General features: G+C 65.5%; 12 protein-coding genes. 9 read left to right on the forward strand and 3 right to left on the reverse strand.

The window, feature by feature from the left end; all coding sequences use genetic code 11:
• From VKI00_RS09095 to VKI00_RS09130, 8 genes are all read left to right on the forward strand, one after another.
• On the forward strand, positions 1 to 2200 hold a 2200-nt coding region (locus tag VKI00_RS09095; protein ID WP_324436879.1), incomplete at its 5' end, for a transglycosylase domain-containing protein.
• Positions 2197 to 3849, forward strand: a complete 1653-nt coding sequence (locus tag VKI00_RS09100; RefSeq protein ID WP_324436881.1) for a glycosyltransferase family 87 protein — start codon at positions 2197 to 2199, stop codon at positions 3847 to 3849. The genes VKI00_RS09095 and VKI00_RS09100, both read left to right, overlap by 4 nt.
• Before the next feature lie 85 nt (positions 3850 to 3934).
• Complete coding sequence (gene rpsF / locus VKI00_RS09105; RefSeq protein ID WP_324436883.1) at positions 3935 to 4225, forward strand: 30S ribosomal protein S6; 291 nt, start codon at positions 3935 to 3937, stop codon at positions 4223 to 4225.
• Positions 4226 to 4406: 181 nt separating this feature from the next.
• On the forward strand, positions 4407 to 4922 hold the full coding sequence (locus VKI00_RS09110) for a single-stranded DNA-binding protein (RefSeq protein WP_324436884.1): 516 nt from the start codon (positions 4407 to 4409) through the stop codon (positions 4920 to 4922).
• A 38-nt stretch (positions 4923 to 4960) separates the two neighbouring features.
• A complete protein-coding gene (gene rpsR, locus VKI00_RS09115) occupies positions 4961 to 5218 on the forward strand; it encodes a 30S ribosomal protein S18 (protein ID WP_324436886.1) in 258 nt (85 codons plus the stop codon).
• Between the two features lie 31 nt (positions 5219 to 5249).
• On the forward strand, positions 5250 to 5708 hold the full coding sequence (rplI, locus tag VKI00_RS09120) for a 50S ribosomal protein L9 (protein ID WP_324436888.1): 459 nt from the start codon (positions 5250 to 5252) through the stop codon (positions 5706 to 5708).
• A gap of 553 nt (positions 5709 to 6261) precedes the next feature.
• Positions 6262 to 8070 (forward strand): replicative DNA helicase, encoded by a 1809-nt coding sequence (gene dnaB, locus VKI00_RS09125; RefSeq protein WP_324436889.1) that lies wholly within the window; start codon positions 6262 to 6264, stop codon positions 8068 to 8070.
• 172 nt (positions 8071 to 8242) lie between these two features.
• Entirely contained in the window at positions 8243 to 8386 is a 144-nt protein-coding gene (locus VKI00_RS09130) for a hypothetical protein (protein WP_324436890.1), read from the forward strand.
• Positions 8387 to 8525: 139 nt separating this feature from the next.
• Here VKI00_RS09130 and VKI00_RS09135 read toward each other — a convergent pair whose 3' ends face one another.
• Complete coding sequence (locus tag VKI00_RS09135; RefSeq protein WP_324436891.1) at positions 8526 to 9368, reverse strand: TauD/TfdA family dioxygenase; 843 nt, start codon at positions 9366 to 9368, stop codon at positions 8526 to 8528.
• Positions 9369 to 9459: 91 nt separating this feature from the next.
• Here VKI00_RS09135 and VKI00_RS09140 point away from each other — a divergent pair, with 91 nt between their 5' ends.
• Entirely contained in the window at positions 9460 to 10668 is a 1209-nt protein-coding gene (locus tag VKI00_RS09140) for a cytochrome P450 (protein WP_324436893.1), read from the forward strand.
• Positions 10669 to 10710: 42 nt separating this feature from the next.
• Here the strand turns inward: VKI00_RS09140 and VKI00_RS09145 are convergent, their stop codons facing one another.
• Together VKI00_RS09145 and VKI00_RS09150 are read right to left on the reverse strand one after the other, a co-directional pair.
• A complete protein-coding gene (locus VKI00_RS09145) occupies positions 10711 to 11301 on the reverse strand; it encodes a TetR/AcrR family transcriptional regulator (RefSeq protein ID WP_414687159.1) in 591 nt (196 codons plus the stop codon).
• A 97-nt stretch (positions 11302 to 11398) separates the two neighbouring features.
• Positions 11399 to 12022, reverse strand: a complete 624-nt coding sequence (locus tag VKI00_RS09150) for a carboxymuconolactone decarboxylase family protein (protein ID WP_324436896.1) — start codon at positions 12020 to 12022, stop codon at positions 11399 to 11401.
• Positions 12023 to 12085 lie beyond the last annotated feature (63 nt).

Below are 12085 nucleotides of genomic sequence, written 5' to 3' on the forward strand. Positions count from 1 at the left end.
GACTGGTGGCCCGCCGGGCGGCCGTCCGCCGCGGCCGCCGGGCCCGCCGGGGCGGAAGCCTCCGCTGCCCGGCTGGGCTCAGCGACTCGACTGGGACTTGCTGCGCCACATCGACTGGACGTGGGTCCGTCGCGGGCTCTACGTCAGCGCCGCGGTGATCCTGCTGCTGCCAATCGTTACCTTCGCGATGGCCTACTTCATCGTCGACATTCCCAAGCCCGGCGACATCCGCACCAACCAGGTCTCCACGATCCTGGCCAGCGACGGCTCAGAGATGGCCAAAATCGTTCCGCCGGAGGGCAATCGCGAGGACGTCAACATCAGCCAGGTGCCGGTGCACGTGCGCCAGGCGGTGATCGCAGCCGAGGACCGCAACTTCTACTCCAATCCCGGCTTCTCGTTCACCGGCTTCGCGCGGGCGTTCAAGAACAACATCTTCGGCGGCGACACGCAGGGCGGTTCGACGATCACCCAGCAGTACGTCAAGAACGCGTTGGTGGGATCGCAGCGCGCCGGCGTCGGCGGGCTGGTCCGCAAGGCCAAAGAACTCGTCATCGCCACCAAGATGTCGGGCGAATGGTCCAAAGACGATGTGCTGCAGGCCTATCTCAACATCATTTACTTCGGTCGCGGCGCCTACGGCGTATCGGCGGCGTCCAAGGCCTACTTCGGCAAACCCGTCGAGCAGCTGACCGTGGCCGACGGAGCACTGCTGGCCGCGCTGATCCAGCGCCCGTCCACGCTCGACCCCGCGGTCGACCTCCCGGGCGCCAAGCACCGGTGGAATTGGGTGCTCGACGGGATGGTGGACGACCATGCGCTATCGCCGACGGACCGGGCGGCTCAACAGTTTCCGCCGACGGTGCCGCCCGATCAGGCCCGCGCGCAAAACCAGATCAGCGGACCCAACGGGCTGATCGAACGGCAGGTGCGCCGGGAGCTGATGGATCTGTTCAACATCGACGAACAGACGCTGAACACCCAGGGGCTGCAGATCACCACCACCATCGATCCGCAAGCGCAGAAGGACGCAGAGCAGGCCGTGTCGAAGTACATGGACGGCCAGGCCCCCGACATGCGCACCGCGGTGGTCTCCATCGACCCGCACAACGGCGCGGTGAAGGCGTACTACGGCGGCAACGACGCGAACGGCTTCGATTTCGCCCAAGCCGGGCTGCAGACCGGGTCGTCGTTCAAGGTGTTCGCGCTGATCGCCGCGCTGGAGCAGGGTATCGGTCTGGGCACTCAGGTGGACAGCTCGCCGCTGACGGTCAACGGCATCAAGATCACCAATGTCGACGGTGAGAGCTGCGGAGTCTGCAATATCGCCGAGGCGCTGAAGCAGTCGCTGAACACCTCCTACTACCGGCTGATGCTCAAGTTGAAGCACGGTGCGGACGACGTCGCCGACGCCGCACACCAGGCCGGCATTGCGACCAGCTTCCCCGGTGTGGACCACACATTGTCCGAGGACGGCAAAGGTGGCCCGCCCAACAACGGAATCGTGTTGGGCCAGTACCAGACTCGGGTGTTCGACATGGCCTCGGCGTACGCCACGCTGGCCGCATCGGGTGTCTATCACCAACCGCATTTCGTGCAAAGGGTGGTCAACGCCGACGGTCGGGTGCTGTTCGACGCCACCAACTCCAACAACGCCGGCGAACAGCGGATCCCCAAGGACGTCGCCGACAACGTCACGTCGGCGATGCAGCCGATCGCCTCGTACTCGCGCGGCCACGCGTTGGCCGGCGGGCGGCCGTCCGCGGCCAAGACCGGCACCACCCAGTTGGGTGACACCGACGCCGACAAGGACGCCTGGATGGTCGGCTACACCCCGTCGCTGTCGACAGCGGTGTGGGTGGGCACCGTGACCGGCGACAAGCCACTGGTCAACAGGTGGGGCGGCCCGATCTACGGTTCGGGTCTGCCGTCGGACATCTGGAAGGCGACCATGGACGGTGCACTCAAGGGCACCAATACCGAGTCCTTCCCCAAGCCTGCGGAGATCGGCGGCTACGCCGGGGCGCCGGTCGCGCCTCCGCCGCCACCAGCGCCGCCGCAGATGACGGTCATCCAACCCACGATCGAGGTAGCGCCGGGCATCACGATTCCGGTCGGGCCGCCCAGTACGGTTCCCGTTCAACCGGCACCCGCACCGCCGCCACCGGGAGCGCCCGAGCCTGTTTCGCCGCCGCCGTGATCGACGCCGAGACGGGTCGCCCCTCCATCTCGCCGCGGCCGTTGGCCGCCGACTTGCGCTCCGCCGATGACCGCGATTGCCCCAGTCGCACCGACGTTCTGGGCGCGGCGCTGTCGGACGTTGTGGGCGGCCCGGTGGGCCGGCATGCGGTGATCGGGCGCGCGGCGTTCCTGACCCCGTTGCGGGTGATGTTTTTGATCGCGCTGGTGTTCTTGGCACTGGGCTGGTCGACGAAAGCGGCGTGTTTGCAGAACAGCGGAACCGGGCCGGGCGACCAGCGAGTCGCCAACTGGCAGAACCAGCGCGCCTACTACGAGCTGTGCTACTCAGACACGGTGCCGCTGTACGGTGCGGAGTTGTTGAGCCAGGGCAAGTTTCCGTACAAGTCCAGCTGGGTCGAGAAGGGCGCCGACGGCAAACCGCAAACCCGCTACGACGGCCGACCTGCGGTGCGCTACATGGAGTACCCGGTGCTCACCGGGGTGTATCAGTACGTGTCGATGGCGTTGGCCAAGACCTACACCGCGTTGAGCAAGGTGGTCGGGCTGCCGGTGATCGCCGAGGTGGTGGTCTTTTTCGACATCGCCGCACTCGGGCTGGCGTTGGCTTGGTTGGCGACGCTGTGGGCCACCGCGGGGCTGGCCGGTCGGCGGGTGTGGGATGCGGCGTTGGTCGGCGCGTCTCCGCTGGTGATCTTTCAGATGTTCACGAATTTCGACGCGCTGGCAACGGCTTTGGCCATCGGCGGGCTGCTGGCGTGGGCGCGGCGGCGACCGGTGCTGGCCGGCGTGCTGCTCGGGCTGGGTGTCGCGGCCAAGCTGTATCCGGCGTTGTTGTTGGGACCGCTATTGGTGCTGGGCATCCGGACCGGGCGGCTCGGCGAGCTGGCCCGCACCGCGGCCTTTACCGTGGCGACGTGGCTGGCGGTGAACCTGCCGGTGATGGTGCTCTTCCCGCGGGGCTGGTCGGAGTTCTTCCGGCTGAACGCCCGCCGCGGCGATGACATGGATTCGCTGTTCAATGTCGTCAAATCGTTCACCGGTTGGCAGGGTTTCGATCCGAATCTCGGTTTCTGGCAGCCGCCAGAGCGGCTCAACGAGGTTGTTTTGGCGCTGTTCGTATTGGCTTGTGCGGCGATCGGCTACATCGCACTGACCGCTCCACGGCGGCCACGGGTGGCGCAGCTGGCATTTCTGGTCGTAGCAGCGTTCCTGCTGACCAATAAGGTGTGGAGCCCGCAGTTCTCGCTGTGGCTGGTCCCGCTGGCGGTGCTGGCGTTGCCACACCGCCGGATCCTGTTGACGTGGATGACGATCGACGCGCTGGTCTGGGTGCCGCGGATGTACTACCTCTATCCCGTGCCCAACCGTGGCCTGCCCGAGCAGTGGTTCACCGCGACGGTGCTGCTGCGTGACGTGGCGGTGCTGGCCCTGTGCGCGCTGGTGGTCCGGCAGATCTACCGGCCCGAGGAGGATTTGGTGCGTTGGAGTGGACGGATCGACGATCCGGCGGGCGGGGTGTTCGACCGGGCCGCCGACGCGCCGCCCAGCTGGCTGGCGCCGTGGCTGCGCCCGGCTCGGCTACGACAGCCTGGGCAGGCGAGCGCCGCGGCCGAAGCGGATTTCGCAGGCTCGGCGCCCGTCCGGTAGCCTGGGGCGGTTGCCGACGCAGGCGACCCTCCTGCCACGGACAAGACCGTGGCCGCAAACGACCATAGGAGGTGATGAGGTTCCCATGCGTCCATACGAAATCATGGTCATCCTTGACCCCACCCTTGACGAGCGCACCGTAGCCCCGTCGTTGGAGACCTTTCTCAACGTCGTCCGCAAAGACGGCGGAAGCGTGGACAAGGTCGACATCTGGGGTCGGCGGCGGCTGGCTTACGAGATCGCGAAGCATGCCGAGGGCATCTACGCGGTGATCGATCTCAAGGCCGCGCCCGCGACGGTGCACGAACTCGACCGTCAGCTCAGCCTGAACGAGTCGGTGTTGCGCACCAAAGTGATGCGTACCGACAAGCACTGACGCGACCCGCCCGGCGACGATGCAGAGCGCGTAACGCGATGAGGAGGAGCCGGGCAATGAACAGGAGCCTGTTGGCGAATGACCGCGTCGCGTCGTAGCCGTTGCGTAGGCTCTGCGACAGCACGCTCATGACCACCCCACCCGCCGATCCCGGCAGGCCCACGAGGACTAGGAGGTCACTGTGGCTGGTGACACCACCATCACCGTCGTCGGAAACTTGACCGCTGACCCCGAACTGCGGTTCACCCCGTCGGGTGCCGCCGTGGCGAATTTCACGGTGGCGTCGACTCCGCGGATCTACGACCGCCAGAGCGGGGAATGGAAGGACGGCGAGGCGCTGTTCCTGCGGTGCAACATCTGGCGTGAAGCCGCCGAGAACGTGGCCGAAAGCCTGACGCGGGGCTCCAGGGTGATCGTGCAGGGCCGGCTCAAGCAGCGGTCGTTCGAAACCCGTGAGGGCGAGAAGCGCACCGTGTTCGAGGTCGAGGTCGACGAGATCGGCCCGTCACTTCGCTACGCCACCGCCAAGGTCAACAAGGCCAGCCGCAGCGGCGGTGGCGGTGGTGGCTTCGGTGGCGGCGGCGGGGGCTCCCGTCAGCCGGCCCAGACCGGCGGTGGCGGCGCCAGCGACGACCCGTGGGGCAGCGCCCCGGCATCGGGTTCGTTCGGCGGCGGCGACGACGAACCACCCTTTTAACCTTTTAACTTGAGATCGACAGAACGAAAGAGATAGACATGGCCAAGTCCAGTAACAAGCGGCGGCCGGCGCCGGAGAAGCCGGTCAAGACGCGCAAATGTGTGTTCTGCTCCAAAAAGGGCCAAGAGATCGACTACAAGGACACCCAGCTGCTGCGGACGTACATCAGCGAGCGCGGCAAGATTCGTGCGCGTCGGGTGACCGGCAACTGCGTGCAGCACCAGCGTGATATTGCGATCGCGGTGAAGAATGCCCGCGAGGTCGCGTTGCTGCCGTTCACGTCCGCGTCGCGGTAAACGGCTTACGCAGAACGGAATTGACGAAAAGATGAAGCTCATTTTGACCGCCGATGTCGACCACCTGGGTACCGCCGGCGACAGCGTCGAGGTGAAAGACGGATACGGCCGCAACTTCTTGCTCCCGCGCGGCCTGGCGATCGTCGCGTCGCGCGGCGCCGCGAAGCAAGTTGAGGACATCCGTCGTGCCCGGGAATCCAAGCAAGTGCGAGATCTTGAGCACGCCAACGAAATCAAGGCCGCGATCGAAGCACTGGGCGCGGTTGCGTTGCCGGTGAAGACCGCCGGCGACTCGGGCAAGCTGTTCGGCTCGGTGACGTCCGGTGACATCGTCACCGCGATCAGAAAAGCCGGCGGACCTAACCTCGACAAGCGTATCGTCCGGTTGCCTAAAGGCCACATCAAGGCCGTTGGTAACCATCCGGTCACGCTGCATGTACACCCGGACGTAGACGTCGAAATCGCGCTCGACGTTGTGGCCGAGGGATAAGGCTCGATACCCTACCCCAGTGGGGGCCCTCTGGGCCGCCACTGGGGTATTGACGTTGCTGTATCCGCTGGCGAACTTGCACGCGAACGCGACAGTTAGCGAACGTAACCGTCCGTTAACGCCGCGAATCATTGCCTGAAACGCAACACGCCCGAAGTGGCAACCCGACCCGACACGCCGAAGAGATTCTCATCCACACGAAGTGTGTGGCTGTGTGGTCCGCTTATCTGCAGTGATGCCGCAATGCCGCATATTGCTCCACAAGTTCTGCACACCCCCTCAACACAGGCGCTCACGGATATGCACACACGATCCACAGGTCTATGAACAACGCCGTTTGGAGTCCTTGCCAGCAACCTTTAGCGTCGACCCGTCGCAAGATGATGCTGCTGTGCGGGGGTCGACTACGAAGGGTCTGGGGCGGGGGTTCCAGGCTTGCGGGGGCGGGTCGAGCGGTTTGGCTGAGTCGAGCGATGTCGGTGGCAGGACTTAACGTCTAGTCACCTGTATCGAATATGCGTTCGAGCGGTGTGCCGGAGGAGGTGGGGAGGCCATGGCAGTCGTTGACGACCTAGGCCACCCCGGCATGGACGCCCCCAGCGAGGACTTCGGCCGTCAACCGCCGCAAGATCTGGCTGCCGAGCAATCGGTGTTGGGCGGGATGCTGCTGAGCAAGGACGCCATCGCCGACGTGCTGGAGAAGCTGCGGCCCGGCGACTTCTACCGCCCCGCGCACCAGAACGTCTACGACGCCGTCCTGGACCTCTATGGGCGCGGGGAGCCGGCCGACGCGGTGACGGTCGCCGCCGAGTTGGACCGCCGCGGCCTGCTGCGCCGGGTCGGTGGCGCGCCGTACCTGCACACGTTGATCTCGATGGTGCCGACGGCGGCCAACGCCGGGTACTACGCCGAAATCGTCGCCGAGAAGGCGCTGCTGCGCCGGCTGGTGGAAGCCGGCACCCGGGTGGTGCAGTACGGCTACGCGGGCGCGGAGGGCGCCGACGTCGCCGAGTTGGTTGACCGGGCGCAGGCCGAGATTTACGACGTCACCGATCGGCGGCTCTCCGAGGACTTCGTCCCGCTGGAGGACCTGCTGCAGCCGACCATGGACGAGATCGACGCGATCGCGTCCAATGGTGGACTCGCTCGCGGCGTGCCGACCGGTTTCAGCGAGCTCGACGAGGTGACCAATGGCCTGCATCCGGGCCAGATGATCATCGTCGCGGCCAGGCCTGGCGTGGGCAAGGCACTGGCGCTGCGCACTCCGCTGCCGACGCCGAACGGCTGGACGACGATGGCCGACGTCGCAGTCGGTGACGATTTGCTGGGTGCCGATGGGGAGCCGACGCGGGTCCTAGCCGCGACGGATGTCATGCTGGGCCGTCCATGCTACGAGGTCGAATTCTCCGACGGCACGGTCATCGTCGCCGACGCCGACCACCAGTGGCCCACGGGTTACGGCATCCGCACGACGGGCCAATTGCGGGGTGGACTGGACACTATCGCCGCGGCGGGATCGATCGTGCGCTACGGGAAGCGCCCGGGCGCCACGACCTTGTTGGCGCCTCTGCTGCAAGTCGACGCCGTGCGCCCGGTCAGCAGCGTCCCGGTGCGCTGTGTACAGGTGGATAACCCCGCCCGCCTGTATCTGGCCGGCCGCGGCATGGTGCCGACGCACAACTCCACGCTCGGTTTGGATTTCATGCGGTCCTGCTCCATCAAGAACCGGATGGCCAGCGTGATTTTCTCGTTGGAGATGAGCAAGTCCGAGATCGTGATGCGGCTGTTGTCGGCCGAGGCGAAGATCAAGCTTGCCGATATGCGTTCGGGCCGGATGAGCGACGACGACTGGACCCGGCTGGCCCGGCGGATGAGCGAAATCAGCGAGGCGCCGCTGTATATCGACGACTCGCCGAACCTGACGATGATGGAAATCCGCGCCAAGGCGCGCCGGCTGCGGCAACGGGCCGACCTGCGGCTGATCGTTGTCGACTACCTGCAGCTGATGACATCGGGCAAGAAAGTCGAGTCTCGGCAGATTGAGGTGTCCGAATTCTCCCGCCACTTGAAGCTTCTGGCGAAGGAGCTTGAGGTTCCGGTGGTTGCGATCAGCCAGCTCAACCGCGGTCCTGAGCAGCGCACCGACAAGAAGCCGATGTTGGCCGATCTTCGTGAGTCGGGATCGCTAGAACAAGATGCGGACATGGTCATTCTGCTGAACCGGCCGGACGCGTTCGAACGCGACGATCCGCGCGGCGGTGAGGCCGACTTGATCCTTGCCAAGCACCGCAACGGTCCGACCAAGACGGTGACCGTCGCGCACCAGCTGCACTTGTCGCGGTTCGCCAACATGGCGCGGTAGTAGTAGTAGTAGTAGTAGTAGTAGTAGTAGTAGTAGTAGTAGTAGTAGTAGTAGTAGTAGTAGTAGTAGTAGTTGTCGAGATGCAGCGAAGATTGACAAATAGGCCATCGTTGTTAAACAACGGCCGGTCGTCCTGAACTCCTGCGCGATCGCCGGATTGACATCTGCGGGAATGTCTGACGACGGCACCCGGATGGCCGCCGCGGCGATCGTCGCCGTGATCGAAGTACTGCGTGTGCACGAACCCTCACGCGATCCGGACGTACGAAACCAGTTGGTCGGCTGGCTGATTCACCGAGTGACCGCAACGCCGTGATCACGCTGACCGATCAGCCAGGCACCGAAGACCGGTGTCGCCGCCACACGATCGCCGTGTGGTTCCCGGCATGCGGCCCGGATCGGTGTCGTCCCTATCTGTCAGCCGTGGCGAGTCACCGATACCGCGGCCGTGCGTATCAGGTCGCCGAGACGGGTTCTTCGCCGACCAGGGTGGTGCGGTGCATGAGTCGCAACGAGGTCGGCTCGAAAGGTAGGGCGCGGTGCAGCATTCCGGTGTTGTCCCACATTACGAGGTCCCCGACGCGCCAGTGGTGGCGCAGCCTGAAGTGCGGCTGGGTGCACCACGCCAGGAGCCGGTCAAGCAGGGCACGGCTTTTGTCGGTGGGCCAGCCGACGATTTCGGCGGCGGTTGCGCCGAGCAGCATTGATTTGCGGCCGTTGCGCCGGGTCCACACGAGCGGATGTGTGCGGGAGGGCACGCGGTTCCACGAGGCGCGCTGCTCGTCGGTGGCGTCGGGGTTGGCCAGTGACTGTGCATGGGCGAAGGTGTGCAGGACCTGCAGGTCGGCGATCTGGTCCTTGTCGTCGTCGCTGAGTGCGGAGTAGGCGGCGTAGGTGTTGGCGAATTCGGTGTCACCGCCGGCGGGGTCGACCGCTCGCGCGGTCAACAGCGTTGCTTTCTGCGGAATCTCGTCAGTGGCACCGTCGATGTGCCAGTGAAAATTTCCCTGCCGATAGGACGCCAGCAGCGCATTGGTCTTGGTGGGATCCAGTGTGATCGTCTGGATTTCAGGATGGCGATGCTCGCCAGTGGGCTGGGTGACAAGCGTGCCCAGCCGGCGGCTGAACGCCAGCAATTCGTCGTCGTCGAGATTGACTTCGCGGTAGACAACCACCCCGTGCTCATCTAGAGCGCGTTGAGCGTCGGCGGCGGCCTGCGGCGCGGCGAGGTCCGCGGCGGTCATGCCGGTGAGTGCCAGCCCGATCGTCGCTGAGGTGGCCTGTTCGTGTGGCGGCATGGCGCCCTCCTTCGTGGTGAGGCGGCTGCGGCAGTGCGTCGCCACCGCAGTGCACTGTACGACCGTACAGCATTGCTATACAGTCGTACAGATGAGCATCCGAGATGGGGTCGACAGCGGTGTGTATTACGACCCCTGGGACGTCGAGATCGATCTGGATCCGTACCCGACTTACAAGCGGCTGCGTGACGAGCAGCCGTTGATGTACAACGAACGTCACGATTTTTGGACGTTGAGCCGTTATGCCGATGTCGATGCGGCGCTGCGGGATCCGCAACGGCTCAGCTCGGCCAAAGGGGACATCCTCGAGGTGGTCAAGACCGATCCGGTGATGCCGCCGGGGGTGTTCATCAACGAAGACCCACCCTTGCACACTATTCACCGGACGCTGGTGGGGCGGGCGTTCGCGCCGAAGAAGATGAAGGCGCTCGAGGACAAGATCCGGGCGTTCTGCGTCGCCTGTCTGGATCCGCTGGTCGGGGGTGATCGCTTCGATTTCGTGCAGGATCTGGGCCGTGAACTGCCGATGAAAACGATCGGCATGCTGGTCGGCATCCCGCACGCCGACCAGCCCTCGGTGCGCGCGCAAGCCCACCGGGTGCTGCGTAACCGGCCCGGGGAACCGCTTCCGGTGGACAAAGACCATTACTTCGATGGCGACATGTTCGGCGACTATGTCGCGTGGCGCAGAAAGAATCCCTCCGATGACCTGATCACCGAGTTGTTGGCCGTTGAGTTCGACGATGAGACCGGCACGACGCGTCGGCTGCGCACAAACGAGTTGCTGATCTTCCTGGCGGTGATCGCCGGCGCCGGTGTCGAGACGACCGGGCGGTTGTTCGGATGGATGGGCAAGGTGCTCGCCGAGCATCCCGATCAGCTGCGGGCGCTGGCTGCCGATCACGGGTTGGTGCCGGGCGCGATCGAGGAGCTGTTGCGCTTCGAACCGCCCGGCCCGCACGTCGCGCGGTACGTCGCCACCGACGACATTGAGTTTCATGGGCAGTCGGTGCCCGCGGGCAGCGCGCTGCTGCTGATGCTGGCCTCGGCCAACCGCGACGAGCGTCACTTTGAGGACCCCGACCGGTTCAATCTGCATCGAAAGCCCGGCGGACACTTGACGTTCGGGCGTGGCGCGCACTTCTGCCTGGGTGCGCCGCTGGCGCGTCTGGAGGGCCGGATCGCGCTGGAGGAAGTGCTGAAACGGTTCCCGCACTGGGAGATCGACTACGCCGGCACGCGCCGCTCACGCACGTCGACGGTTCGGGGCTGGGACACCATGCCCGCGATCGTCAGCTGACACCGCGCGACCCGAGAAAGCCTGGACGGCAAGCTCGATGGGCTAGTGGCGGGGCTCGATGGCGTCGAGGTAGCTTTCGAACGCGTCGATCAGGGCGTTGTGGCCCATGTCGACGTTGATGCCGTCTTCGAGGCTAAGGTATTTCGGCATGCTGGTCAGCAGCACCACCATCGCCTCGGGGGAAAACCGGTCATCGAGCAGCAGCCGGTCACCGTAGGTGGCGCGCAGCGCCCGCAACTGGGTGTGGCGGATGCGTTCGGTGCCGGCGGCGATCTCATCGCGCAGCGCGGGCCGATGGTTGCCCAGCGCCATCAGTTCGGTGCTCATCGCGCCGGCCGCTTCGCTGAAGCTGTACTCCCACAACACCCGCAGCGGTTCATCAGGGCGGTGGGCCAGGGCGTCGTTCCAGCGCTGCAGATCACGCTCGATGAGGCGGTGCACCATCGCAACGAACACACTGTCCAGGGTGGGGAAGTAGTACTGCACGAGACTGGGTTTCACCCCGGCCGTGGCCGCCAGGATGCGGTAGCTGACACCGGCGTGTCCCTGATCGAGCAGCAGCCGCTCGACGCAGTCAAGAATCGTGTCGCGGGTGGAGGACTTGGCAGCACCGGCACCCTTGCGAGTGGTCACACCCACCTCCTGACCGCCCCCTGTCGCACCGCGACTGCGGTACCGGACAGCATGCTGTGCACCCGTACAGCCCGGATGCCTGCGCGCGGGGCGCCGGTCACGGCTCGGTCCTGATGTGGCTATCGGGGGCTGCAGGTCGAGGTGCCGCGGTGAGTGCCGCGCGAAGATCGTCATCCAGTGGGATCTGCAGGGAGTTCACCATCCACGCCAGCAGGGTGTAGGAGCCGGCGGTGAAGATGAGATCCAGGACCTGCTCGGTGTCCAGGTGTGCCGTCACAGCGGCCCACGCGTCGTCGCCGATAGCGCCACGGTTCGCGAGGTCGTCGACGGCGCGCAGCACCGCGGCATCGCAGGCATCCCAGAACGGCGCATCGGGACCCCAAGCGATCCAGGCGATTTCGAGGTCGCTCAACCCGGCGTCGCGGGCCAAGAAGATGTGCTGAACCCACTCATACGACGATCCGGCGAGCACCGCGGCGCGCATGATGATCAGTTCGCGATGCCGCTCGCTGAGCGTGGTCGCCAGCAACAGATGACCGTTGAGGGCGAAATAGCGTTTCGCCAGACCGGGGTGATGCGCCAGCGCTCCCAAGATGTTGGTGCCGCTGGGGCGGCCTTCCCGGGTCAGGGGGTAGCGCCGCTGGGTGGGCACCATCGCGCCTAGAGCCTCACGCATCTGCGGTGACCACTGATCACGCGGCAGCGGGTCAATCCGAGCCATGACTACTCCTTCGGTTCGAAGCCCACCACTGATCGCTGTGGGAAAACTGTTGTGCGTACACCA

Origin of the sequence: Mycobacterium sp., from assembly GCF_035314665.1 — a bacterium.
Taxonomy (GTDB): domain Bacteria; phylum Actinomycetota; class Actinomycetes; order Mycobacteriales; family Mycobacteriaceae; genus Mycobacterium.